Genomic DNA, 25,281 nt, shown 5'->3' with positions numbered 1-25,281 from the left:
ATCCGGTAGGCTTGTTGTCGGGTCGAAAAAGGACCGACGGATTTTGCGCTGTCTCGCGTTCAATGGCTGAAGCGTGGCCGCCAATGGCCGCGCCAAACCGGAGACGAGAGCATGATCCGCCCCACCATATTCGTCGTTGCCCTTGGCTTGCAGACCGCGTTCGCGGTCGCCCAGACAACGACGCCTGCCCCCGCGCCCGCCCAGACGCCGGACACGTCGGCTGCCGCCAAGTCGGACCTCAGCAGGTCCGGCCTGACGCTGGCAAAGTTCGAGGCGCGCCGGGAGAAGGCGTTCACGCGGGCCGACACCGACAATGACGGCAAGGTCAGCCTCGCCGAATGGACCGCTTTCCAGACCGCGCGCAAGGCCAAGGGCGATCCGGCCAAATCCTTCGCGCGCATGGACACCAGCAAGGACGGCTTCGTCGACAAGGCCGAGCCCGACGCCTTCCTCGCCAAGCGCTTCGCCAGGCTCGACAAGAATAGCGACGGCATGCTCGGCGCCGACGAGAGGCCGGGCCATAAAACCGCTCCCAATCAGGAGCAATGACCAAGAGGCTATGCCGCACAATGACAGCCGCGAGCGCCCGACGTGATTGGCGCCGATCCGGACGAGGAACTGGTACGCCGCATCGGCGCCGGCGACCCCGCCGCCGTGCAGGCGATGGTGGCGCGCAAGCTGCCGCGCATCCTGGCCCTGGCCGCCCGGATGCTCGGCGACGGGGCGGAGGCGGAGGACGTCGCCCAGGAGACTTTCGTGCGCATCTGGCGCCATGCCTCGGGCTGGCGCCAGGGGCACGCACGCTTCGACACCTGGATCCACCGGGTGGCGCTCAACCTCTGCTACGACCGGCTGCGGCGCCGGCGCGAATGGACGACGGACGAGCTGCCGGAGGTGGCGGACGAGGCGCCGCTTCCCGATGCCTTGCCGGGCGACGACGAGCGCAGGGTCAACCAAGCGCTGCAGCGCATCGCGCCGCGCCAGCGCGAGGCCATCGTGCTGGTGTATTATCAGGAGCTATCCAACATCGAGGCCGCCGGCGCCATGCAGGTCAGCGTCGATGCGCTGGAAAGCCTGCTCGCGCGAGGCCGTCGCGCTTTGCAGGCCATGCTCATTGGAAACGATGGCGATGATTGAGACGGCAAAGGCATTGCCGGCGTTGCGGGCAAGGACGTGGGGGACCACGTCGGGATGGCGGAAGGGGGAATGGGATGGCTGAGAAGAGAACGGAAGGGCGGATGGATGCCGGGCGCTTCGCCGCGCTGGCGGATACCTATGGCGGCGCATTGCACCGCTGGCCGCCGGCCGAACAGGCGGCCGCGATGCTGTTTGCCGATACCGAGCAGGGCCGAGCCATCCTGGCGCGCGCCGGCAGGCTCGACGCCATCCTCGACCGGCATCGCGTCGAAGTACCCGCCCCGACGCTCCATCGCGCCATTGTCGCCCGGGCAGCGACCGAGGTCAGGCAGGCCCGCCGCCGCCGGTTCTGGTGGCTGGGCTTCGGGCTTGCCGGTGTCGGCCTGGCCGGCGCCGTGGCCGGCCTGGCGCTGGTGACCGTCGTCAACCCGGATATGCAGCCCGACCATTATGTGATGGATGCCAACGCGACGTCATTCGGCGATGCCGGTCCCGATGCCGATCCTTACGAGGAAGACCTATGAACCCCCGTCTCGTCGCGGCATCGCTGGTGCTGAATGTTTTTCTGATCGGCGCGGTGGCCGGCGGCGCCGGCTGGCTGATCGGCAAATCGAATCCGGGCTATTCGCTGGAATCGGCCGGCGGCAGGCTGCCTGCCGCCGACCGCAAGATCTTCCGCCAGGCGTTGCGCGAGGTTCGCCGGGAGTCCCGCGACGTGGTCCTCGACGGCCAGGCCGCAAGGCGCGAGGCGGCGAACCTTCTGCAACAGCCGACCCTCGACACCAACGCGCTTGCCGCCGCCCTGGAGCGTGCGCGCAATGCCGATGTCACCATGCGCACCCGGCTCGAGCAACGCATCATCGAGTTCGCCGCATCGGGCTCGCCGGAAGACCGTCAGCTGCTGGCGGACGCCCTGCTTCGGCGTGCCGGCAGGCAGCTTCCCGCAAAAAAATCGCCATAGCAGCGACGGAAACGGCGAGCACGCCCCGTTCAAGAGGAAGAGGGACAGGCTTGTGACCGCCTTTGGCGGCAGGTTCTCTTCAACCTCGAAACTTTCGGGAGTATCCCATGAACAGCCTGACAAAATATTCGCTCGCAGCTGCGCTCGCCTTCGCCGGAACGGCCGCCGCAAGCGCCGCCTCGGCGATGCCGATCGCGCCGGTAGCGCCCTCACCGGCGCTTGTCGAGCACGTCGCCTGGGGCTGCGGTCCGGGCTGGCATCCCAACCATTGGGGCCGCTGCGTGCCCAATCGCCGCGTGATCTATCCCGGCTATTACTACTGGGGCGGACCGCGCGTCTATATCGGTCCGGTCTGGCATCCCTACCATCGCTGGCACCACTGGCGCCGCTGGTAACAACCCTTCACGATGCTGGTGCTGCGGCCGGCATCGTGAGGATCCCCGATGATCCATGAAACCGACGCGATCTGCGCCGGCTTCAACGGAGGCTTTGTTGGCCGCACCATTTGCAAATTCCGTCTCGCCGGACCCCGCCCTGGTGGCGCTCAACCGCTTCGGCCTCGGCGCGAAACCCGGCGACGACCTCGGCAAGATCGCCGCCGATCCGCGCGGCTACCTCAAGGCCGAGCTCAAGCAGCAGGACATCGCGCTCATTTCCCCCGACGACCCACGGAATGCCGGGCTGTTGGACAGCACTGCGGCGATCCAGGCCAGCATGGCGGCAGCCATGGAGCGCAGGGCGGCGCGGGCCGAGAAGGCGGCGGCCGCCATGCAGCCGATGGCGGCGGATGATCCAACCGGCCCGGCAGTGACACAAGCCAAACCCGCGGTGCCGCGTGTCGAGGCCGATATCTATCGCGACGAGGCACAGGCCCGGTTCGACAAAGCGCTCACTACAGCGCCCGGCTTCGTGGAGCGCCTGGTCGGCTTCTGGTCGAACCATTTCTGCGTCTCCGTCGCCAAGGCGCCGGTCGTGCGGGCATGCGCCGGCGCCTTCGAGCGCGAGGCGATCCGGCCCTTCGTGCTCGGCCGCTTCGCCGACATGCTTTTGGCCGTCGAGCACCATCCTGCCATGCTGTTCTATCTCGACAACCGGCAGTCCATCGGCCCCGATTCTCGCGCCGGCAAGCGGCGCGGACGCGGCCTCAACGAGAATCTCGCCCGCGAGATCCTGGAGTTGCACACACTGGGCGTCGGCAGCGGCTATGCCCAGGCCGACGTCACCAGTTTCGCGAACATGCTGACCGGCTGGACGATGGCCGGACGGGAGGGGCGGCTGGGAGAGCCGGGAAGCTTCGTCTTCAACGCCAATGCGCATCAGCCGGGCCAGGCCGTGCTGCTCGGCAAGACCTATCCCGACGGCGGCGTGGGCCAGGCGGAGGCGGCGCTCAACGACATTGCCCGTCGCCCGGCCACCGCGCGGCACATCGCCACCAAGCTTGCCCGCCATTTCATCGCTGACGATCCGCCCGAAGCGGCTGTCGCTCGCTTGGCCACGATCTTCACCAAGACCGACGGCGACCTGCGCGCGATCGCGTTGACGCTGATCGACATGCCCGAAACCTGGTCGACGCCGCTCACGAAGCTGCGCTCGCCCTTGGACTTTGTCGTCGCGTTGCGCCGGGCGGTCGGCGCCACCGCCGGCAACGAACCGCAACGATCGCTTCGCTGGCTGAGCGCGCTCGGCGAACCCTTGTGGCGACCGCCGGGGCCAAACGGTTTTTCCGACCGGACGGATGCATGGGCTTCCGCCGAGGGCCTGAAGACGCGGCTGGACATTGCCTGGCAGGCGGCGAAGCAGGCTGACGATATCGGCGATCCCGAGGAGATGCTGGCGTCGCTGATCGGCACATCCGTCTCGGCCGAGACACGCCAGGCGATTTCGCGCGCGGAGTCCAAGCAGCAAGGCCTGGCGCTGCTGTTGATGGCGCCGGAATTCCAGCGCCGCTAATTCCAGCGCCGGTACCAGAAATGGAGATGCAGCCATGAGCCTGCTTTGCGAAACCCCCAGCCTGTCCCGCCGCGCGGTGCTGATGACCGGCGGCGCGCTGTTTGCCTGGGCCTATCTGCCGCGCTTTGCCCGCGCGGCCGACAAGCGCGACCCACGCCTGATCGTCATCGTGCTTCGCGGCGCGCTGGACGGGCTGTCGACCGTCGGACCGGTGGGCGATCCGGATTATGCCGGCCTGCACGGCGATATCGCGCTTTCGCTCTCGGGCGCCAACCCGGCATTGCCGCTTGACGGTTTCTTCGCCGTCAACCCGGCGATGCCGGTGTTCGCGCGCCTGTTCAAGGCAGGCCGGGCGGCGGTCGTGCACGCGGCCGCGACCGGCTACCGCGAGCGCTCGCATTTCGATGGCCAGGACGTGCTGGAAAGCGGCCTGCCGGGCCCCGGCAACGCGACCACCGGCTGGCTCAACCGGGCATTGGCCAGCCTGCCGGCGGGCGAGCGCGTGGCGAGGCTCGGCGGGCTGGCGGTCGGGCCGTCGACGCCGCTGGTGATCCGTGGTGCGGCGCCCGTGCTCGGCTGGGCGCCGCAGGCGCTGCCGACGCCCGGCGATGCGCTGGCGGAGCGTGTGCTCGATCTCTACAACCATCGCGATCCGGTGCTGGCGGCCGTGCTTCAAAAAGGGCTCGACGCCGACCGCATGGCGCTGAGCGACCAGCTCGACGGCAAGACGATGAAGCCTAAGAGCGGCCTCGACAACGCCGCCGGCATGCGGCTGTCGGCGCAAGGCGCGGCGAGGCTGATGGCGGCCGACGACGGACCGCGCATCGCCGCGCTCGCCTTCGACGGCTGGGACACGCATGTCAACGAAGGCGGCGCCACAGGGCGGCTCGCCAATTTGCTCGGCGGCCTCGACGGGGCGTTCGAGGAGCTCGAGAAAGGGCTTGGCGAGCGTTGGCGCGACACCGCAGTCGTTGCCATCACCGAGTTCGGCCGCACGGCCCGCATCAACGGCACTGTCGGCACCGATCACGGCACCGGCACGGTGGTGCTGCTCGCCGGCGGCGCGATCAAGGGCGGCCGCGTCATCGCCGACTGGCCGGGACTGAAGCCGGCGCAGCTCTACGAACAGCGCGACCTCGCGCCGACCAGCGATGTGCGCGCGGTGCTGAAGGGGCTGCTGGCCGATCAGTTCGGACTGTCGCCGGCGGTGCTTGGCGACAAGGTGTTTCCGGAATCGGCGGCGGTGAAGCCGATGCGGGATCTGGTGGCGTGAATCGTGAGTTTGCCGGTCAGCGATAGGCTGGCGGCGCCAGTCAGTTCGTCATCCACGGGCGGAGCGGGAGCGAAGCGGACGCGGAGACCCGAGGATCCATTCCGTGACTTTGATCGTAGCTTGCTGCGGAGCAGAATTCTGAACCGTGGCAACGCCTCAACGTCACGGAATGGATCCTCGGGTCTGCGCTGCGTCGCTTCGCTCCTTGCTCCGCCCGTGGATGACGAGGCTGAGGGGCTCGGCCAATCACGATTGCCTGGCGTGGAGGCCCACCGAATGAACCCCTGCATGGCGAAGCTCGACAAAAGCCCGCTCCGTTTCCGGAGCGGGCGTCTGTCCCAAAAGGCGATCATCAGCTCCAATAGCCGGGATGCCAGCGGCCGTGATACCAGAAGCCGGGATGCCAATGGCGCACCGGCCGGATGAACCGGCGGCCGTTGGGCACGCATCTGCCCCAACGGTTCACGTGCCAGCCGGGACCGCAGCGCCAGCCGACGGCTTCGATGGGCAGCGGCGAAGCAGCTGGCTTGGCCATCGGCATAGCCTCAGAGCCGGCGCCGGAAAGCATCAAGGTGCCGGCGGCCAAGGCGATGGGCAGAACGTATTTTGCGAGCATGCGTTGTCTCCGTAATTGTCCCTACCGCCGTGAAACGGAGGACAGGTCCGAATTCCGTCGGAGCGGTTTGGATCACATCTTCGTTAGATCAATTCGCCTCTCAGTTTCGGTCGGGGCGGCTCTGCAAGGCACGGCCGGCCTCAGCCTTCGCCCATAACGAATTGATCCATATCAACGAGCCGGGACGCGTCCTGCGCTAGCGTTGAAAGAACCGATCGACAAAATTCTCGAGGCCGAAGGCCGGCTTAAAACGGGAGATCATGCCGATGATGATCCGCACACTCTCCACCCTGGAATGCACAAAATTTCTGGCGGCCAACCGCACCGGACATCTGGCCTGCGCGAAGGATGGGCAGCCCTACGTCGTGCCCTTCAACTACGCCTATGCCGACAGCCACCTCTATGCCTTCTCTCTGCTGGGCAAGAAGATCGACTGGATGCGGGAGAATCCCCTGGTGTGTGCGCAGGTTCAAGAGCACACGCAGGGGCGCGGCTGGAGAAGCGTGATCGTTGAAGGCCGCTATGAGGAACTGCCGGACCGGGTCGGCCACAAGGTCCAGCGCGACCATGCGTGGGCGCTGCTGAGCAAGCACACGGACTGGTGGGAGCCCGGCGCGCTCAAGCCCGTCGCGCCTCCAGTGTCAGACAGCCTGCCGCACGTCTTTTTCCGGATCCTCATCGAGCAGGTCTCGGGACGGGAAGCGGTCGAATAACCTGCTCGACGGTTATTAAGCCGGCTATCCGCCAAGCGTCGCCACGGTCTTCAGCGCGCCGTCCAGCATGTCGCCCTTTTCGTCCTTCAGCGCCGCCTCGCGCAGGCGGCGGATCCAGTCGGCGGCGTCCTCCCTGCCCTTGAGCATCGGCAGCGCCGACAGCACGCGGTCGAATTTCGACTGGGCGCGGGCATGGGTGTCGCTGTAGCCCTTGATCAGCCGGCGGCAGTTCAGGATTTCGGTGGCAAGCGCGTAGTCCTTGTGCGCGTGGGCGAGCGCCAGGCCGTACCAGCGCTCCAGATGCGCGACCTCGACCCGGTGGCGCAGCAGGCGGCGGCGCCAGCGGCGCAGGCCGCCGATGAACCACAGCATGGCGAAGCCGGTGAAACTGTCGGTGCGGATGTGGCGGCCGCGATTGATGCGACGGTCGAGGAAAGCCGCGAGCTTGGGCCGGCTCTCAATGTAGCTTCCGAGCCCTGCCGGCAGCGTGCCGCAGAATTCCTCGATGCGCGGATGGAAATATTCGGTCACCCGCAGGACCGAGCCTTCCTTGACGCCAACCTCCTTGCGCACCCGCTTGTCTCGCGTCGAGCGTGTCTTCAAATCGGCGACGCGGATCATGTCGTCATAGCACATGGCGTTGGCGAGATGCTTTGCCGCGGCGACCGACAGCGCGTAGCCGCGCTCCGCATTGTCCAGCGCCACCGCCTTGTCCAGTCGGTCGAGATACTCGCCGCCATAGGCGATGTCCTGGTAATCGACGACCTTGTTCAGGCCGCGCTCGGCCATGTCGCGCAGCGGTTCCGGCAGCAGCGCGACGCGAGCGACAAGCTCCTGCCAGTCCTTGAGCAGAGGTTCCGGTCCGCTGACCTTCGCCGTCGACTTCGGTTCGGCAACAGCAGGCTTCGCTGTCGTATCGTTTGCCGGCGCTGCCGCGATCCCGCGCGCGCGATCGTAAGCCGCGCCGAAGGCGGCGAGGCTTGGCTTGACGCCACGGCCGCCGGCGCCGATCGCCTGCTCATAGCTTTCGCGGGTGAAGGGCAGCGCGTCAGAGCCGGCCAGCGCGCCGAGCAAGCTGGCCGAGATCATGGTGCCGTTGTCGGCGGCGATCTTTTCCATGTCGAAGGCGATGAAGCGCCTGGCCGCCGCTTGCGCCGTCGCGTGCACTTTTTCCGACGAGGCGCGGCCGTCGCCCGGCTCGATCTTTTCCGAGACGGCGGCGATGCGGTGCGAAGACGTGATCAGCGTCGTGCGCTCGGGCGTGACGAAACCGCGGATGATGGCGCGGCCGGCTTCCATCAGCTCGGCGGCGATCAGGATATCGACGTCGCCCTGCGACGGCGACAGCGCGAAGACCGGCAGCCGGCCGGTGTCGCGGGCCATCTCGATATAATAGATCGTGGCGCCGGTGCGCTGGGCGACGCCGGCCACGGAGGTCGATTGGGCGATATAGCCGTTGCGCTCGGCGACGTCGGTGATCCAGTCGGCGAGCACGCCGCCGCCCTGCCCGCCGACCGCGAGCACGGCGAGCTTTATCACCCGCTCGTCGTTTGAAGCGCCCGTCTTCGGGCGCAGCGCTGCGCTGGGGTCAAGCATCGGCAAACATCAAGCGGCGGCTCTCCCGGCGACGCTGCAGAAGACCGATCGCGGCGCGGCGCGCGCTTTCGAGGAAACGGTCCCAGCGGCCGGGATTGTGGACGACATCGGCGCGGTAGAAGGATGGGCAGAGCACGGCGGCGTCCGCCACCTCGCCACAATTGCCGCAGCCGACGCAATTCTGGTCGATCGAGGCGACAGGATCGTCGCGCAGCGGATCGTCGAGCGATTTCACCGACAATGACGGGCAGCCGGAGAGCCGCATGCAGGCGTGGTCGCCGGTGCAGATGTCCTCGTCGACGCCAAATTTCGGCTTCACCACGCGCTCGCCGCCCTTGATCGCCTTGTCGACCAGCGGCTTCTCGCGGCGCTGCCGGTTGAGCATGCATTCCGACGAGGCGACGATGACCTTCGGCCCCTTCTCCTCGGTGGTCAGCGCATCGCGCAACGCGGCTTGCATCTTGCCGACATCATAGGTGCGGTCGATGTGGCGCAGCCATTTGACGCCCATGCCCTTCACCGCTTCGTCGATCGGATGCTTGGTCGACTTGGTGCGGTTGTTGGCGCGCGAGGACAGGATGTCCTGGCCCCCGGTGGCGGCGGAGTAGAAATTGTCGACGATGACGATGACGCCGTCATTCTTGTTGAAGACAGCATTGCCGATCGAGGAGGTCAGGCCGTTGTGCCAGAAGCCGCCGTCGCCGACGAAGGAGATCGAGCGGCGTTTTGCCTCCGGCGAATTGAAGGCGGAAGCCGAGGCCGGCCCCAGCCCATAGCCCATGGTGGTGGCGCCGAGCTCGAAAGGCGGCATGATCGAGAACAGATGGCAGCCGATGTCGGAGGCGATGTGGTGCTTGCCGAGCTCCTGCTCGACCAGCTTCGTCGCGGCGAAGATCGGCCGTTCGGGACAGCCGATGCAGAAGCCCGGCGGGCGGCCGGGAACGACATTGATGAGGTCGGCCGTGTCGACGCCCTCGCCCGCCTTGTTCGGCGCGCGCACCTCGCCCGGCAGCAGATGCGGGGCGTGCGCCCGCAGGAAGGAACCGATGCCGTCGAGCATCACCTGCCCGGTATATTCGCCGGCCATCGGCAGATGCTCCTTGCCGACCAGCTTGGTGCCGCGCCCGGCCTTGTGCAGCATCGCGGCGAAGGCCTGCTCGATATAGTTGGGCTGGCCTTCCTCGACGACCAGCACCGCCTGCTTGCCTTCGCAGAAGGCGAGGAACTCATCGTCGACCAGCGGGTAGACGGCGTTCAGCACGTAAAGCGGCACGTCGGTGTCGCCATAGGTATCGGCAAGGCCGAGCCGCTGCAGCGCGCGGATGACCGAATTGTACATGCCGCCCTGCATGACGATGCCGACCGAGCCATGGTCCGAGCCGAAGATCTCGTTGATCTTGCGGTTTTTGATGAAATCGACCGCCGCCGGCCAGCGCTTGGCGACCTTTTCCTTCTCATGCAGGAAGGAGGCGGGCGGCAGCACGATGCGTCCGGTGTCGCGGCGCGGCGCGGCAAGCGCATCGGCGACCGACATTGGCGGGCGCTTGTTGTCCTTGGCGATGAAATGGCCGTGCACATGGCAGCAGCGGATTCGCACCTGCAGCATCACTGGCGTGTTCGAGACCTCCGACAGCTCGAAGCCGTCCTCGACCGCCTTGACGATCGACGGCAGGTTCGGGCGCGGGTCGAGCAGCCACACCTGGCTTTTCATGGCGAAGGCGTGGCTGCGCTCCTGCACGATCGAGGAGCCCTCGCCATAGTCCTCGCCGACGATGATCAGCGCGCCGCCGGTGACGCCGCCGGACGCCAGATTGGCGAGCGCGTCGGAAGCGACGTTGGTGCCGACCGTCGACTTGAAGGTGGCGGCGCCGCGGATCGGGTAATGCACGGAGGCCGCCAGCATGGCGGTGGCGGTCGCTTCGGAAGCGCTCGCCTCGAAATGCACGCCGAGCTCGCCCAGAATGTCCTGCGCGTCGGCCAGCACGTCCATAAGATGGCTGATCGGCGCGCCCTGGTAGCCGCCGACATAGCCGACGCCGCATTGCAAGAGCGCCTTAGTGATCGCGAGGATGCCCTCGCCGGCGAATTCCTCGCCTGCGCCAAGCCTCAGCTTTTCGACTTCCTTGGCAAAAGACCGTTCGGCCATCTCCGCCTCCTTCCGTTGCCGCCTTCCGTGGGGCGGCGCGTGCATCTAGATTTCGTGCTTGCGGATGTTCTTCAGCATTTTTTGCAGCGTCGCGATCAGCGCGGCGTATTCGGCATCGTCGATACCATCGAACATGGCTTCGAAAGCGTCATGCATTGCGGGCCAGGCGCGGGTGAACAGCGCTCGCCCGTCATCGGTAAGAAAAACATGGCGGATGCGGCTGTCGGTGACGCCCTGCTCGCGCCGCACCAGGCCCTGGCTCTCCAGCGTATCGAGCGTGCGGCTCAAGGTCGACTGCTCGATGACCGTGTACACCGAGAGATCGTTGACGGTGACGCCGTCGGCGACCGACAGCACGGCGAGCGTGCGCACCTGCGGGATGGTCAGGCCCTGCTTGCGGAAGTCGTCGCGCAGCGTGGCGTTGTAGCGGCCCATGATGCGGTTCATCAGATAGGGCGCGAATTGCTGCAGGCCGATCTGGCCGAGGGTCGAGATGCGCTGGCGCTTTTCGGCGAGCTTCTGTTCCATCACAGCCTCCCCGCCAGCAGAAAGCCGGAGCCGCCGCCGAGCCCGGCGCCTGGATGCGTGGACGCGCCGATATGATAGAGACCCTTGATGCCGGTCTCGTGGTTGCGGCTGGCCTTGAACGGCCGCCATAGGAAGGACTGGTCGATGGTCGACGAGCCGCCATAGGGATCGCCGCCGACAAGGTTGACGTTCATGGCTTCGAGATCGGCCGGCGAATAGGCGCGGCGGGCGATGACCGTCTCGCGGAAACCGTCGATGTGGTTGGCGAGGATCGCCTCGACGCGGTCTGCATAGGCCTCGCGCAGCGCGTCGCTCCAGCGGCCGTCGGCCGGCGCTTCAAGCTTGCCGGCGGCATCGCCCTTGATGTGGCGCGGCGCCTCCGGCAGTTGCAGCCACAGGATCGCCTTGCCATCGGGGCAGCGCGACGGGTCGAGCACGTGCGGCTGGCCGACGCAGATGGTCGGCACTTCCGGCAGCAGGCCGCGCACCGCCTCGTTGCAGGCTTTCGACACGCCATCCAAACCCGGCGTCAGATGCAGCAGCGCCACCTTGTCGAGGCCCTCGCCGCGCCAGGCCGGCGGCTTGTCCAGCGCATAGTGGATCTGGAAATTGCCCTTGCCGTAGCGATAAACGCGCGTCGCTTCGACATCGCGTTTTGGAGCATCCCCGCCGAGCAGGCTGCCGTAAAGTTGCGTCGGCGTGACCGAGCAGATGACGCTCTTCTCGGCGTTCAATGTCTCGCCGGACGCGAGCCGCACGCCGCTGGCGCGGCCGCTGGTCTGGACGATTGAGGCGACTTCGGCATTGACGCGTATCTCGCCGCCGCGTTCCCTGATCAGCGCCTCGAAGGCGGCGAGCAGGTTCCTGGCACCGCCCTTGACGATCGGCGCGCCGGCCGCCTCCAGCGCGAAGGCGATGACCTTGGCGATCTGGCCGGAGAAGGCGTCCTCCGGCCCGAGCCCCGCATGCAACACCCAGGGCGCCCAGAGCGCGCGGACGGTATCGGATGTGTAGGTCGTCTCCAGCCAGCCACGTGCCGGCACCAGCGCATCGCCCATGAAAGCGGCAAGGTTGCGCGGGCCGCGCCGCCAGGCCTCGCCGGCGATGAGCTTGGTCGTCGGATAGGACCAGAGCGCGCCGCCGAGCAGGCCGAAGAGCAGCCCGGCATTGCGCTCGATGCCGCCGACATCGCCGCCATGGCGGTCGCCGTCGCCGGAGGCGATCCGGTTCAGCGCCGCGATGTTGGCGGCACGGTCGGTGGTGAGCACGGCATGGCTGCCGTCGGGCGTGAGCACGCCTGTCGGGGTGGCGGTGTGGCAGAACTCCAGCCCATGCCGCGCAAGGTCCTTGCCGAGCGCGGCGAACGCCGGCGAGGTGATGAACAGCACGAAGGTCGTGGCCATCACGTCGTGGACGAAGCCCGGCGCCGTCGCCTCCTCGGTGCGCATGCAGCCGCCGATACGGTCGTTGCGCTCGAGCACGAGCACGCTCGCGCCCTTGGCGCCAAGCATCGCCGCGCAGACCAGGGCGTTGATGCCGCTGCCGACGATGATGTGATCGGGGACGGTCATTGGAGGCTCGCGGGTGTTGGGAGGCCAATCGCGCAAAGCCGCGTTCCTTCGCGCCCCCCTCTGGCCTGCCGGCCATCTCCCCCTCTAGGGGGGAGATCAGCAGTTCCGGCGCCCTGCTCATTTCTGCAATGTTGGAGATTGGCGAAAACCGTTGTGACGGCCAATCTCCCCCCTTGAGGGGGAGATGTCCGGCAGGACAGAGGGGGGCGCCGTAGAGCGCCAGCGCTGCAGAACGGCCGCCTCGACTCCATCACTCCATCGCCCGCAAGCATGATCTTCTCCCGAAGACCCTCGCCTCGCCTATTGGCCCGGCACCAGCGCCAAGGCGCGGATCGGGCTGCCGGTGCCGCGCTCGATCTTGAGCGGCGCGGCGATCAGGATCGCGCCTTTCGGCGGCAGCTGGTCGAGGTTGCAGAGGCTGGCGAGCCCGTAACGGTTGGCCTTGTGCATCAGCGTGTGCGCCGGGAACGGCGGCTCCATGCCGCCGGCCTTGCCGGCATCGGTGCCGATCGTCTCCGAGCCCCAGCCCTTGATGTCCTTGGCGATCAGGAACTGGATGGCTTCCGCCGTCGGTCCCGGCGTGTGCGGACCGGTCTCGTTGGCATTGAGGAACTCGGCTTCCGAGCCGTTGCGCTTGTACCAGTCGGTGCGCATCACAACCCACTCGCCGGGGTTGATGGCGCCGTGCCTGGCTTCCCAGGCCTTGATGTGGTCGACGGTGAGCAGGAAGTCGTGGTCCGCGGCGGATTCTGTCGAGCAGTCGATGACGTTGACCGGGCCGATGAAATTCTGCGCCGGAATGGTGTCGGTGGCGCCGTCCGGATAGTCCTTGCCGGTGATCCAGTGCTGCGGCGCGTCGAAATGCGTGCCCGAATGCTCGCCGAGCTTCAGCCAGTTCCAGGCCCACCACGGGCCGTTCTTGTCATATTTGGAGATCTCGTGGATCTCGACCTTCGGCGTGTCGACGGCGAGCTCCGGCGGCAGCTTGATCAGCGGCGTGTTCGGCCCTAGCGGCGCGGTCAGGTCGACCACCTTGATGGCGCCCGAAAGCAGCTGGCCGGCGACCTCGCCGAGGAGTTTCTGCGTGTCCATGGTCTTTTGTTCCCTCTTGTTCGTGACCTTCAAGACTCGTTGCGGCCCTTAATATACCTACTAGACGAAAACATATGCATCTGCAATTATCTTTAAGCATAAAGCATTTTGGGGCGGGGCGTGAGCGAGTTCGACGCCATCTTTGTCGGGGCGGGCCACAACAGTCTGGCATGCGCCGCGCATCTGGCGCTCAAAGGCTGGAAAATAGCGGTTTTCGAGCGCGGCGAGGCGATCGGCGGCGCGGTGCGGACCGCCGAGTACACGCTTCCCGGTTTCCGGCACGATTTCGGCGCGATGAATTTGAGCCTCTTCGCCGGCTCGGCCTTCCACCGGAAATATGCAAATGAATTGAAAAGCCACGGATTGGAATTCGCGCCCGCGGCCGATTGTTTCGCCAGCGCCTTCCCGGACGGGACATGGTTCGGCGTCAGCAATGATCTCGAAAAGACAGCGTCGCGGCTGGCCGCTGTCTCGGCCGCCGACGCCGCCACATGGCGCCGGCTGGTCGGCGCCTTTCCTGGTGAAGCCGAGCATCTGTTCCGCCTGCTGGGCTCGCCGATGAGCGCAAGGGCGCTGGCCGGCAGCGCGTGGAGTATCTGGCGCAAAAAGGGCCTGGCCGGCGCGCTCGATACGGCTCGATTGCTGTTGTCATCGCCGCGCGCGTGGCTGGAGGAGAATTTCGAAACGCCGTATGTGCGCACGACGCTCGCGGCCTGGGGCATGCATCTCGATTTCGCTCCCGACATCGCCGGCGGCGCCGTGTTCCCTTACCTGGAATCGATGGCCAACCAGAGTTTCGGCATGGTGCTCGGCAAAGGCGGCGCCGATACGATCATCCGCGCGCTGGCCGGCATGGTGACCGCCGCCGGAGGCAGGATTGTCACTGGAGCGGAGGTCGCCGAGATCACGGTGGCCAGCGGCAAGGCGACCGGCGTGCGCCTGGCATCCGGCGAAACCCGTGTCGCGCGCAAGGCCGTCATTGCCGGCGTCGCGCCGAAAGCGCTGCCGGGCAAGCTTCTGCCCAACGGCTCCGGCGACGCCGGTTTCGATGCGGCGATGAGGAAATTCCGCCACGCGCCGGGCACGATGATGATGCATCTGGCGCTGGACGACCTGCCCGACTGGAGCGCCGGCGCCGAGCTTCGCCAGTTCGCCTATGTGCATCTGGCGCCGTCGCTCGATGCCATGTCGCGCGTCTATCAGCAGGCGATCGCCGGCCTGCTGCCTGACCAGCCGGTGCTGGTCGTCGGCCAGCCGACGGCCGTCGATCCGTCGCGCGCGCCGCCAGGCAAGCATGTGCTGTGGGTGCAGGTGCGCATGCTGCCGGCGGAGATCCTTGGCGATGCGGCCGGCAAGATCGCGCCCGCGCACTGGGATGCGGTCAAGGACGCCTATGCCGAGCGCGTGCTCAACATCCTAGAGAGTTATGCGCCGGGATTGCGCAGCAAGATTCTTAGCCGCGCGATTTTCTCACCGCTCGACCTCGAGCGCGAAAACCCGAACCTCGTCGGCGGCGACCAGATCTGCGGCAGCCACCACCTGGCGCAGAATTTCCTGTTCCGCCCGGCGCGCGGCTTCGCGCGCTGGAACACGCCGGTCTCGAACCTCTTTCTCACCGGCGCGGCGGCATGGCCCGGCGCCGGCACGGGCGCGGGCTCCGGCTTCATGCTCGCCCAACAGCTGGGAGGGAACTAGACTTACAGGGACTGCACGTTCGAAGATGGGCAAAGCGCGGTTGCCCGGAAGCCGATCTACCGATCGAAGAATAAAACCGCGCAGACAAAGACAATCAACAAGGGGAACGACCATGACCATCAACAGACGCGACCTTCTCGGATATAGCGCCGCAGCGATTGGCGCCGCCACGCTCGGCCTGCCGAAGGCGGCAAAGGCGGCGGACGAACTCACCATCGCCTACAACGTCAACCTGCCTTCATGGGACCCGACGACCGGACCCTCGGCCGTCAACCCGACCATTCAAGGCCTTTATCAATCGGTGTTCGACCAGATCATCGGACAGAAGCCGGACCTTTCCTTCACGCCCGGGCTGCTTACCGAATGGGGCTGGAACGACGACCGCACCAAGGTGACGATGACGGTGCGCGACGGCGTGAAATGGCATGACGGCTCGCCCTTCACGGCCGAAGACGTGGTGTGGTCGCTGCAGCGGGCCGGTGACGAGAAGACCGGCAACCCGATCCAGTTCGTCTGGAAGAACGTCAACAACTTCAAGATCGACGGCAACAAGATCACCGGCGACGTCGTGCAGTTCGACCCGGTCTATTTCAAATGGATGTCGTTCCTGACCGGCTACTTCCTGCCCAAAGCCTATTACGAGAAGGTCGGCGCGGAAGGCTTCGAGAAGGCGCCGATCGGCACCGGTCCCTATATGGTCGACAAGTTCGAGCGCAATGCGTTCCTGCGGCTGAAGGCCAATCCGCATTATTGGGGCACCAAGCCCGCTTTCGAGAATGTGACGATCAAGTTCGTCACCGACGCGGCGAGCCGTGTCGCCGAGATCGAATCCGGCTCCTCGCAGGTGACGCTCGAAATCCCCTATGAGGAATATGACCGGCTGATCGCCAAGGACGGACTTGCCGGCTCGGTCAAGAACGTTTCCGACATCGGCATGATCTTCTTCAACGACATCGAGGCGATGCTGGACAAGAACGTCCGCCAGGCGGCCGTGATGGCAGTCGACAAGGAGCTTCTGGTCAAGCGGCTGCTGCGCGGCTACGGCCAGCCGATCGCGACGCTGGAGACGCCGGAATACACGGCCTTCGATCCATCGATCAAGGTTGAGCACAATCCGGAAAAGGCCAAGGAGCTGCTCGCCGCCTCCGGCTATTCGCCCAAGAAGCCGGTCAAGTTCACCATCCAGACGACCAAGGGCTTCAAGCCCAAGGACTACGAGATGATCCAGGCGATCGTCGGCATGTGGCGCAAGGTCGGCATCGAGGCCAATATCGAGGTCTACGAGATCGCCAAGCATTACGAGCTGCGCGCCGCCGACAAGCTGGCGCCGGCCGCCTTCTACAACTGGGGCAATTCGATCGGCGACCCGACCACCTCGACCGGCTTTGCCATGTATGGCCCGAGCCCGCATTCGGTGTGGGACAGCCAGGACCTGATCGACATGATCAACCCGCTGTGGGGCGAAAAGGACGAGGCCAAGCGCATCGCCGGCTGGAAGGCTGTCGACAAATACATCGCCGAGCAGGCCTATGTGCTGCCGCTGATCCAATATGCGCAGCCGATCGTGCATTCGAAGAAGGTCAATGTCGTGCAGCACGTGTCCGGCGCTCTGCTGCCGGCGCTGATGACCCCGGCCTGATTATCGGCCTTGCCCCCTGCCGGGTCTTCGCCCGGCAGGCCCCCTCATCCGGCCCTTCGGGCCACCTTCTCCCCGAGGGGAGAAGAGGTCGCCGGCGGCTGAGCCAGCCTCTTCTCCCCACCGGGGAGAAGGTGGCCGCGAAGCGGCCGGATGAGGGGGAGTCCGTTCAGAGTGATTAGGCTCGCATGCTGCTGCAAAGATTCCTCGTTCGTCTGCTGACGATGCTGGTGACGCTGTTCGGCGTCGCCATCGTCGTCTTCGTCGTCATCCGCGTCGCGCCCGGCGACCCGATCGCGATGATGCTGCCGCCCGGCGCCAGCAATGACGACATCGCGCGGCTGCGCGCGCTCTATGGGCTCGACAAGAGCATCGTGCAGCAGTTCTTCATCTGGCTCGGCGGCGTGCTGCATGGCGATTTCGGCACGTCGATATCATTGCGCCAAGACGTCCTCGGCCTGGTGTTCAACCGGCTGCCGGCGACGCTGGAGCTGGCGACGGTCGCGCTGTTGATGGCGATCGCGATCGGCACTACGGCCGCGATCTTCGGCGGGCGCTCGCGCGGCACGGCGGTCGAAGCCGGCATCGACATCGCCAGCGGCGCGACGCTTTCCATTCCCGATTTCCTCTGGGGTCTGGTGCTGATCCTGCTGTTCGGCGTGCTGGTCCCGGTGTTCGACATTTCGGGCCGGGTGTCGCCGCAGCTCGATCTGCCCTTCGCCACCCAGTTCTACCTGGTCGAGAGCATTCTAAGGCTTCGTTTCGACCTGACCTGGGACCTGTTGAAACACATGCTGATGCCGGCCGTGGCATTGGCGCTGCCGCTGGCGGCGATCATCGCTCAATTGCTCAAACAGTCGCTGAAGGAAGTGCTCGACCTCGACTATGTGGTGCTGGCGCGCGTGAAGGGGTTTTCCGAGACGCAGGTGATCCTGCGCGAGGCGCTGAAGAACGCGGCATTGCCGACGCTGACGCTGGTCGGCGTGCAGTTCACCTTCCTCATCGGCGGCACCGTCATCGTCGAGCGGCTGTTCTCCTATGAAGGCCTCGGCAACATGGCGATCGACGCCGTCATCAACCGTGACCTGCCGCTGATCCAGGGCATCGTGCTGGTGTTCGCGCTGCTTTTCGTGCTGATCAACCTCGCCGTCGACATGATGTATGCGCTGCTCAATCCGAGGCTGCGCCATGGATGACGCAAGTGTCGCCAGGCGAGGTTTGAGCCCGAGGCTGTGGCTGGCCGGCGGCTGGCTTCTGCTGGCGCTGCTCGCGGCCATCTTCGCGCCGTTGATCGCGCCGCAGGACCCGCTGGCGCAGGATTTGATGCTGGAGCGCCTGCCGCCCTTCTGGCTGGACGGGGCCGAGCCCGGCTATTGGCTGGGCACCGACAGCCTGGGACGTGATCTGTTGTCTCGGCTGATCTTCGGCGGCCGCATCGCCTTCATCGTCGCCTTCGCGGCGGCGACGTCCGCTTGTGTTCTCGGCTCCACGCTGGGGCTGATCGCCGGCTATTTCGGCGGCTGGCCCGACCGCATCATCTCGCGCATCGTCGATGTGTGGATGGCCTTCCCGCCGGTGCTGTTCGCCATTTTGCTAGTCGCCGTGCTCGGCACCGGCCTGAGCTCCGTCATCCTCGCCATTGCGATCATCGACTGGACGCGCTTCTGCCGGGTGATCCGGGCCGAGGCGATGAGCCAGGCGCGCATGGATTATGTCGAGAGCGCGCGCATCGCAGGCTATGGCCGCATCGGCATCATGCTGCGCGAAGTGCTGCCCAACGTGCTGCCGTCGGTGGTGGCGCTGTTGTCGCTCGAAATGGGCATCGCCGTCATCGTCGAGGCGATCCTGTCCTTCGTCAATCTGTCGATCTCGACCGACGACCCGACTTGGGGCAGCATCATCGCCGAAGGGCGGCTGTCGATCCACCAGGCCTGGTGGGTGCTGGTGTTCCCGCTGATCACGCTGATCCTGACCGTGCTTTCCTTCAGCCAGTTCGGCGAAGCGCTGAAGACGCGCTTCGATCCGGTGCTGCGATGAGCGCGTGCCTGGACATCCGCGGCTTGAGCGCCGTGCTGCCCAACGGCCAGCGCGTGCTGCGCTCGGTGTCGCTTGTCGTGCAGCCGGGCGAAGTGCGCGCGCTGGTCGGCGAAAGCGGCGCCGGCAAGACGATGATCGGCAAGGCGGTGCTCGGCGTGCTGCCGAAAAGCGTGCGCATCGTCGAAGGCGAGATGCTAATCGAGGGCGAGGACCTCGGCCGCCTCGATGTCAAGGCGCGGCGAAACTTGATCGGCGCGCGCACGGCGCTGATCCCGCAGGATCCGCTCACCGCCCTCAACCCGTCGCGCCGCATCGGCGCGCAGATGACGGACCGGCTGGTGCGCATCCTCGGCTGGAGCGGCGAGAGGGCCGACACGCGCATCCGGCAGTTGCTGGATGAGGTGCAGATCCGCGACCCCGAGCGCGTGCTGAAGAGCTATCCGCATGAACTCTCCGGCGGCATGCGTCAGCGCGTGCTGATCGCGGCCGCCTTCGCGGCGGAGCCCAGGCTGATCGTCGCCGACGAGCCGACGACGGCGCTGGACGTGACGGTGCAGAAGCAGATCCTGCGGCTCATCGCGCAGCTGCAGCGCGACCACGGCACGGCGATCCTGTTTGTCACCCACGACCTCGGCGTCGTCGCCAAGATCAGCCAGAAAGTGTCGGTGCTCTATGCCGGCAAGGTGGTCGAGGAAGCCGAGACCGAGGCGCTGTTTGCGGCACCGCAGCACCCTTATACGCGCGCGCTGATGGCGGCGACACCGCGCTACACCGACCCGTTTGCTTCTCTGAAGCCGGTGGACGAAAGCGTGCTCGCCGGGTTGGCCGTGGAGATCGCGGCAGCCGACCAGGCCTGGAGGCCCGGCCATGGCTGAGCCGCTGTTTTCCGTGCGCGGGCTGAAGGTGGCGCTGCCCGACATGACGCGCAAGCCGCTGATCGGCCGCGCGCCGCTGGCCGAGATTCTCAACGGACTGGACTTCGACCTGCCGAAGGGATGTGTCACCGGCATCGTCGGCGAATCCGGCTCCGGCAAGTCGACGCTCGGCCGCGCGCTGGTCAGGCTGATCGAGCCGAGCGCCGGCTCGATCAGCTTCGAGGGGCGCGACATCAGCCGTCTTTCGGAAGCAGAGCTGCGACCGCTGCGCCGCGACCTGCAGATGATCTTCCAGGATCCGATGTCATCGCTCAATCCGCGACATACGATCTTCAACATCATCGCCGCACCCTTGAGGCAGAACGGCCTTGGCGACAAGCTGAAGGAACGCGCCGCGGAAGCGCTGCAGCGCGTCGGCCTGCCGCAGAGTTTCGCCAGCCGCTACCGCCACGAATTGTCGGGCGGCCAGCGCCAGCGCGTCGGCATCGCACGGGCGCTGGCGCTGTCGCCGAAATTCGTGCTGGCCGACGAGATCGTCTCCGGCCTCGACGTCTCGACGCAGGCGCAGATCCTGACGCTGCTGGAGAAGCTTGCCGCCGAGATGGGGCTGACGGTCGCCCTCATCAGCCACGATTTGTCGGTGATCCGGCGGCTCTGCCAGCAGGTCATCGTCATGCGCGAAGGCAGGATCGTCGAGGCCAGCGCCACCGACGCGCTGTTCGAGAACCCGAAGGAGACCTACACGCGCGACCTGCTCGCCGCCATTCCGCTTCCGGAAATCGATCCTGACTGGCTGCAACCGACGCGTAGGGCGTGAAGAGCCGGATTGGACCGGTGAAGGAAGGGCAGGCGGCGATCATTCAATTATAAAACTTTAAGCTTGAAATAATTGCGACCCGGCGCGATACTGACAATTGGGATCGCCGTCTTGCCGGCGTTCCCGATGCAGCGTTTCATGCAATTCCGGACGGAAAACCGCTACGCATTTTTCCCGGAATTGCTCTAGAGGAGATCGCAAGACATGAAGGTTGCGGTTCTCGGCGGCGGACCAGCCGGCCTCTACTTTGCCATCTCGCTCAAGCTGCGCGACGCCGCACATGAGGTGACGGTCTATGAGCGCAACCGCGCCGACGACACATTCGGATGGGGCGTGGTTTTGTCGGCGGAGACGCTGGAGAACCTGACTAGGAACGACCCTGTCAGCGCCGTCTGGATCAAGAAGCATTTCGCCTATTGGGACGACATCGCCGTCATTCATGACGGCGTGCGCACGGTGTCTTCCGGCCATGGCTTTTGCGGCATCGGCCGCAAGCGGCTCCTGATCCTCTTGCAGCGGCGCGCCCGCGAGCTCGGCATCAAGATGATGTTTGAGACCGATATTTCCGACCCGAAACCCTTTATGGAAACGCATGACCTGGTGGTCGCCGCCGACGGGTTGAACTCGAAGTCACGCGCGGCCTTCGCCGATGTCTTCAAGCCCGACATCGACACCCGCAAATGCAAGTTCGTGTGGCTGGGCACCACGCAGAAATTCGACGACGCCTTCACCTTCATCTTCGAAAAGACCGAGCATGGCTGGGTGTGGGCGCATGCCTACCAGTTCGACAGCGAGACCGCGACCTTCATCGTCGAATGCAGCGAAGCGACCTGGGCTGCGTTCGGCTTCGGCCAGATGACGCAGCAGGAATCGATCGCGGTCTGCGAACGCATTTTCGAAAAGCATCTCGGCGGCCATCCGCTGATGACCAACGCCAATCACATTCGAGGTTCAGCGTGGATCAACTTCCCGCGGGTGCTGTGCGAGCGCTGGTCGTACAAGAATCTGGCGCTTATGGGGGATGCGGCGGCTTCAGCGCATTTCTCCATCGGCTCCGGCACCAAGCTCGCGCTGGAGAGCGCGGTGGCGCTCGCCGACTATGTCGAGTCCGAGCCGGACCTCGATGCGGCTTTCCGCAAATATGAGGATGCGCGGCGCACCGAGGTGCTGAAACTGCAATCGGCGGCGCGCAATTCGCTGGAATGGTTCGAAGAAGTCGAACGATATCTCGGTTTAGATCCAGTTCAATTCAACTATTCGCTGCTCACCCGCTCGCAGCGCATCAGCCACGAGAACCTTCGGCTGCGCGATGCCGAATGGCTGGCGGGCGCCGAAGAATGGTTCCAGCGCAAGGCCGGCGCCGGCGGCATCAGCTTACGCCGCGCGCCGATGTTCGCGCCGTTCAAGCTGCGCGGCATGACTTTAGCCAACCGCATCGTCGTCTCGCCGATGGCACAGTACAAGGCCGTCGACGGCTGCCCAACCGACTGGCATTTTTCGCATTATGCCGAGCGCGCCAAGGGCGGCGCCGGCCTGCTCTACATCGAGATGACCTGCGTCAGCCCGGAAGGGCGCATCACGCCCGGATGCCCAGGCTTCTACAGACCGGAGCATGAGGTCGCCTGGAAGCGGCTGGTCGATTTCGTCCATGCCGAAACCGAAGCAAAGATCTGCGCCCAGATCGGCCATTCCGGCGCCAAAGGCTCGACCCGGGTGGGCTGGGAAGGAACCGACGTGCCGCTGCCGGACGGCAACTGGCCGGTGATGGCGCCTTCGGCCGTGCCATGGTCGCCGAAGAACCAGGTGCCGAAGGCGATGGACCGCGCCGACATGGATCTGGTCCGCGATCAGTTCGTCGCCTCGGCGCAAATGGCCGAGCGCTGCGGCTTCGACATGCTGGAGATCCATGCCGCGCATGGCTACCTGCTCTCCGCCTTCATCACGCCGCTGACCAACCGCCGCACCGACGACTATGGCGGCTCGCTGGAAAACCGCATGCGCTATCCGCTGGAAATCTTCCATGCGGTGCGCGCAGTGTGGCCGGCTGAAAAGCCGATCTCGATGCGCATCTCGGCCAATGACTGGGTGGGCATCGAAGGCGTCACGCCTTCGGATGCGGTCGAGATCGCGAAGATGCTGCATGAAGCCGGAGTCGACCTTTGCGACGTATCGGCCGGCCAGACCTCGATCGCCGCCAAGCCGGTCTATGGCCGCATGTTCCAGACGCCGTTCTCCGACCGCATCCGCAACGAGGTCGGCATGGCGACGATGGCGGTCGGCAACATCTATGAGCCGGACCACGCCAACTCGATCCTGATGGCCGGTCGCGCCGACCTGGTGGCGCTGGCAAGGCCGCATCTTGCCGATCCCTACTGGACGCTGCACGCGGCGGTGACGCTCGGCGACCGCGGCGTCAAATGGCCCGATCCCTATCTGCCGGGACGCGACCAGATCTACCGCCTGGCCGAGCGTGAAGCGGCGGCGGGGCTCAAAGTATGAGCGCCGTGCGCGAAATTGCCGGCAAGCACGCACTGGTCACCGGCGGCGGCTCCGGCGTCGGCAAAGCCATTGCGCAAGCGCTGGCGGCAGAAGGTGTGGCCGTCACAATATGCGGGCGGCGCGAAGCAGCGCTGGCCGAGGTGGCAAAGGAAAACGACCGCATCTTTGCCGTCACTGCCGATGTCACGAACGAAGCCGATATGGCGGACGTGCACCAGAAGGCGGAAGCCGCGCGCGGACCCTTCGACATCGTCGTGGCCAATGCCGGCATGGCGGGCAGCGCGGCGGCGCACAAGACCGCGCTGGCCGACTGGCAGCGCATGCTCGACGTCAATCTCACCGGCGCCTTCCTGACCGTGAGGCCGGCGCTCGCCGGAATGCTCGCGCGAAAGACAGGCCGGATCATTTTCATTGCCTCGACTGCGGGCCTCAAGGGTTATGCCTATGTCGCCCCTTACGTCGCGGCCAAGCACGGTGTTGTCGGGCTGATGCGGGCCTTGGCGGCCGAGACCGCCAAATCCGGCGTCACCGTGAATGCCGTGTGCCCGGGCTTCGTCGAAACCGAGATGCTCGAGGAGTCCGTCCAGCGCATCGTCGAGAAGACCGGACGTTCCACCGACGAGGCGCGCGCGAGCCTTGCGGCGACGAACCCGCAAGGGCGTTTCGTCCAGCCGGAGGAAGTCGCGGCGGCGGTGCTTTGGCTGTGCAGCGGCGCCGCGCGGTCGATCACCGGGCAGGCCATTTCGATCTCGGGAGGCGAGACATGGTAGCGGGACCGACTTCCGCCGGACCGGGCAAGGACAGGCTGCGGCTGTGGATACGCCTGCTGCGCGCCTCGCGCACCATCGAGGCGGAGCTGCGTGAGCGTCTGAAGAAGGAGTTCGACACCACGCTGCCGCGCTTCGACGTGATGGCGGCGCTCTACCGCTCGCCGGAAGGCATGCTGATGAGCGACCTGTCGCGCTTCCTGCTGGTGTCGAACGGCAATGTGACGGGCATCGTCGACCGGCTGGTTTCCGAAGGGCTGGTGATGCGCGCGCGCCGTAACGGCGACCGCCGCACCTCCATGGTGCGGCTGACCGAGGAAGGCTCGAAATCTTTCGCCGCGATCGCCGCCGCGCATGAGAATTGGGTCGGCGAGCTTCTCGGCAATGTCAGCGAGGACGAGGCGCGGCAGCTGACCGGCATGCTGAAATCGTTCCGCAGCAATTGGGAGGGACGTGAATGAGCGCCATGGCCAAGCTCAAGCCGAAGCATTTCCTCTGGCAGGTCGAAGGCCGAGTCGCAACAATCCGGCTCGACCGGCCGGAGCGCAAGAACCCGCTGACCTTCGACAGCTATGCCGAGCTGCGCGACACGTTTCGTGGGCTCGTCTATGCCGACGATGTCGATGCCGTGGTGTTCCTGCCCAATGGCGGCAATTTCTGCTCAGGCGGCGATGTCCACGACATCATCGGGCCGCTGGTCAAGATGGACATGAAGGCGCTGCTCGCCTTCACGCGCATGACCGGCGATTTCGTCAAGGCGATGCTCAACTGCGGCAAGCCGATCATCGCGGCCGTCGACGGCGTCGCGGTCGGCGCCGGCGCGATCATCGCCATGGCCTCCGATATCCGCATCGCCACGCCGGAGGCAAAGACCGCCTTCCTGTTTACGCGCGTCGGCCTCGCCGGCTGCGACATGGGCGCCTGCGCGATCCTGCCGCGCATCATCGGCCAGGGCCGCGCCGCCGAATTGCTCTACACCGGCCGCACCATGAGCGCCACTGAGGGTGAGCGCTGGGGTTTCTACAACCGGCTGGTCGAACCGGCGGCGCTGGAGGCCGACGCGCTCGACATGGCGGCGCGCATCGTCTCCGGCCCGACCTTCGCGCACGGCATCACCAAGACGCAACTCAACCAGGAATGGTCGATGGGCCTCGAGCAAGCGATCGAAGCGGAAGCGCAGGCGCAGGCGATCTGCATGCAGACCGGCGATTTCGAGCGGGCCTACAAGGCGTTCGCGGCCAAGGAAAAGCCGGTGTTCGAGGGGGATTGAGGATGGGTGCGTTCTTGGAGAGATTGGCGGGACAGCGCCCCCCTCTGGCCTGCCGGCCATCTCCCCCTCTAGGGGGGAGATCGGATGTCGCCCCCGCTTTCG

General features: G+C 66.0%; 24 protein-coding genes. 18 read left to right on the top strand and 6 right to left on the bottom strand.

Features of this window, described 5'->3' with window-relative positions:
• The first annotated feature begins 111 nt into the window (after window positions 1–111).
• The 7 genes from FJW05_RS06305 (at window position 112) to FJW05_RS06275 (ending at window position 5,321) form a co-directional block, all read left to right on the top strand.
• Window positions 112–549 (top strand): acid-shock protein, encoded by a 438-nt coding sequence (locus tag FJW05_RS06305; protein WP_140629315.1) that lies wholly within the window; start codon window positions 112–114, stop codon window positions 547–549.
• Window positions 550–594: 45 nt separating this feature from the next.
• Complete coding sequence (locus tag FJW05_RS06300; RefSeq protein ID WP_140629750.1) at window positions 595–1,137, top strand: RNA polymerase sigma factor; 543 nt, start codon at window positions 595–597, stop codon at window positions 1,135–1,137.
• 74 nt (window positions 1,138–1,211) lie between these two features.
• Window positions 1,212–1,661: a hypothetical protein gene (locus FJW05_RS06295; RefSeq protein WP_140629312.1), complete on the top strand. Its 450-nt coding sequence runs from the start codon at window positions 1,212–1,214 to the stop codon at window positions 1,659–1,661.
• Window positions 1,658–2,098, top strand: a complete 441-nt coding sequence (locus FJW05_RS06290) for a periplasmic heavy metal sensor (RefSeq protein WP_140629309.1) — start codon at window positions 1,658–1,660, stop codon at window positions 2,096–2,098. Before FJW05_RS06295 ends, FJW05_RS06290 begins: the two co-directional genes overlap by 4 nt.
• Window positions 2,099–2,205: 107 nt before the next feature.
• Complete coding sequence (locus FJW05_RS06285) at window positions 2,206–2,493, top strand: hypothetical protein (RefSeq protein WP_140629306.1); 288 nt, start codon at window positions 2,206–2,208, stop codon at window positions 2,491–2,493.
• 97 nt (window positions 2,494–2,590) lie between these two features.
• Window positions 2,591–4,048, top strand: a complete 1,458-nt coding sequence (locus tag FJW05_RS06280; protein ID WP_246673234.1) for a DUF1800 family protein — start codon at window positions 2,591–2,593, stop codon at window positions 4,046–4,048.
• 34 nt (window positions 4,049–4,082) lie between these two features.
• Window positions 4,083–5,321: a DUF1501 domain-containing protein gene (locus FJW05_RS06275; protein ID WP_140629302.1), complete on the top strand. Its 1,239-nt coding sequence runs from the start codon at window positions 4,083–4,085 to the stop codon at window positions 5,319–5,321.
• A gap of 352 nt (window positions 5,322–5,673) precedes the next feature.
• On the opposite strand, the gene FJW05_RS06270 is transcribed toward FJW05_RS06275, so the two are convergent.
• Window positions 5,674–5,937, bottom strand: a complete 264-nt coding sequence (locus FJW05_RS06270; RefSeq protein ID WP_140629299.1) for a hypothetical protein — start codon at window positions 5,935–5,937, stop codon at window positions 5,674–5,676.
• Window positions 5,938–6,203: 266 nt separating this feature from the next.
• On the opposite strand from FJW05_RS06270, the gene FJW05_RS06265 reads away from it, so the two are divergent.
• The gene (locus FJW05_RS06265; protein ID WP_140629747.1) at window positions 6,204–6,650 is read left to right on the top strand and encodes a pyridoxamine 5'-phosphate oxidase family protein; all 447 of its coding nucleotides are present in this window, start codon (window positions 6,204–6,206) and stop codon (window positions 6,648–6,650) included.
• A gap of 24 nt (window positions 6,651–6,674) precedes the next feature.
• Here the strand turns inward: FJW05_RS06265 and FJW05_RS06260 are convergent, their stop codons facing one another.
• The 5 genes from FJW05_RS06260 to FJW05_RS06235 form a co-directional block, all read right to left on the bottom strand.
• On the bottom strand, window positions 6,675–8,246 hold the full coding sequence (locus tag FJW05_RS06260) for an indolepyruvate oxidoreductase subunit beta family protein (RefSeq protein ID WP_140629297.1): 1,572 nt from the start codon (window positions 8,244–8,246) through the stop codon (window positions 6,675–6,677).
• A complete protein-coding gene (locus tag FJW05_RS06255; RefSeq protein ID WP_140629295.1) occupies window positions 8,239–10,392 on the bottom strand; it encodes an indolepyruvate ferredoxin oxidoreductase subunit alpha in 2,154 nt (717 codons plus the stop codon). Before FJW05_RS06255 ends, FJW05_RS06260 begins: the two co-directional genes overlap by 8 nt.
• A 45-nt stretch (window positions 10,393–10,437) precedes the next feature.
• Window positions 10,438–10,920: a MarR family transcriptional regulator gene (locus FJW05_RS06250; protein ID WP_140546994.1), complete on the bottom strand. Its 483-nt coding sequence runs from the start codon at window positions 10,918–10,920 to the stop codon at window positions 10,438–10,440.
• Complete coding sequence (locus FJW05_RS06245) at window positions 10,920–12,491, bottom strand: NAD(P)/FAD-dependent oxidoreductase (RefSeq protein ID WP_140629291.1); 1,572 nt, start codon at window positions 12,489–12,491, stop codon at window positions 10,920–10,922. The genes FJW05_RS06250 and FJW05_RS06245 overlap by 1 nt, the downstream gene beginning before the upstream one ends.
• Before the next feature lie 300 nt (window positions 12,492–12,791).
• Entirely contained in the window at window positions 12,792–13,583 is a 792-nt protein-coding gene (locus FJW05_RS06235; RefSeq protein ID WP_140629288.1) for a cyclase family protein, read from the bottom strand.
• Between the two features lie 120 nt (window positions 13,584–13,703).
• Here FJW05_RS06235 and FJW05_RS06230 point away from each other — a divergent pair, with 120 nt between their 5' ends.
• The 10 genes from FJW05_RS06230 to FJW05_RS06185 all read left to right on the top strand — a co-directional run bounded on the left by FJW05_RS06230 (window position 13,704) and on the right by FJW05_RS06185 (window position 25,179).
• Window positions 13,704–15,278 (top strand): NAD(P)/FAD-dependent oxidoreductase, encoded by a 1,575-nt coding sequence (locus tag FJW05_RS06230; protein ID WP_140629285.1) that lies wholly within the window; start codon window positions 13,704–13,706, stop codon window positions 15,276–15,278.
• 112 nt (window positions 15,279–15,390) lie between these two features.
• Window positions 15,391–16,917, top strand: a complete 1,527-nt coding sequence (locus FJW05_RS06225; RefSeq protein WP_140629282.1) for an ABC transporter substrate-binding protein — start codon at window positions 15,391–15,393, stop codon at window positions 16,915–16,917.
• 185 nt (window positions 16,918–17,102) lie between these two features.
• Window positions 17,103–18,110, top strand: a complete 1,008-nt coding sequence (locus FJW05_RS06220) for an ABC transporter permease (RefSeq protein ID WP_140629279.1) — start codon at window positions 17,103–17,105, stop codon at window positions 18,108–18,110.
• Entirely contained in the window at window positions 18,103–18,951 is an 849-nt protein-coding gene (locus tag FJW05_RS06215; protein ID WP_140629276.1) for an ABC transporter permease, read from the top strand. Before FJW05_RS06220 ends, FJW05_RS06215 begins: the two co-directional genes overlap by 8 nt.
• Window positions 18,948–19,826, top strand: coding sequence for an ABC transporter ATP-binding protein (locus FJW05_RS06210; protein ID WP_140629274.1), 879 nt, complete (start codon window positions 18,948–18,950; stop codon window positions 19,824–19,826). The genes FJW05_RS06215 and FJW05_RS06210 overlap by 4 nt, the downstream gene beginning before the upstream one ends.
• Window positions 19,819–20,643 carry an ATP-binding cassette domain-containing protein gene (locus FJW05_RS06205; protein WP_140629272.1) on the top strand — a complete coding sequence of 275 codons (825 nt, stop codon included), beginning with the start codon at window positions 19,819–19,821 and terminating at the stop codon, window positions 20,641–20,643. The genes FJW05_RS06210 and FJW05_RS06205 overlap by 8 nt, the downstream gene beginning before the upstream one ends.
• Window positions 20,644–20,847: 204 nt before the next feature.
• Complete coding sequence (locus FJW05_RS06200) at window positions 20,848–23,142, top strand: bifunctional salicylyl-CoA 5-hydroxylase/oxidoreductase (protein ID WP_140629269.1); 2,295 nt, start codon at window positions 20,848–20,850, stop codon at window positions 23,140–23,142.
• Window positions 23,139–23,912, top strand: coding sequence for an SDR family NAD(P)-dependent oxidoreductase (locus FJW05_RS06195; RefSeq protein WP_140629267.1), 774 nt, complete (start codon window positions 23,139–23,141; stop codon window positions 23,910–23,912). Before FJW05_RS06200 ends, FJW05_RS06195 begins: the two co-directional genes overlap by 4 nt.
• Window positions 23,906–24,370, top strand: a complete 465-nt coding sequence (locus FJW05_RS06190) for a MarR family transcriptional regulator (RefSeq protein WP_140629264.1) — start codon at window positions 23,906–23,908, stop codon at window positions 24,368–24,370. Before FJW05_RS06195 ends, FJW05_RS06190 begins: the two co-directional genes overlap by 7 nt.
• Window positions 24,367–25,179 carry an enoyl-CoA hydratase family protein gene (locus FJW05_RS06185; protein ID WP_140629262.1) on the top strand — a complete coding sequence of 271 codons (813 nt, stop codon included), beginning with the start codon at window positions 24,367–24,369 and terminating at the stop codon, window positions 25,177–25,179. Before FJW05_RS06190 ends, FJW05_RS06185 begins: the two co-directional genes overlap by 4 nt.
• Window positions 25,180–25,281: the final 102 nt, after the last annotated feature.

This window comes from Mesorhizobium sp. B2-9-1, from assembly GCF_006439455.1.
GTDB lineage: Bacteria > Pseudomonadota > Alphaproteobacteria > Rhizobiales > Rhizobiaceae > Mesorhizobium.
This window is presented reverse-complemented; position numbering and strand designations above follow the sequence as displayed.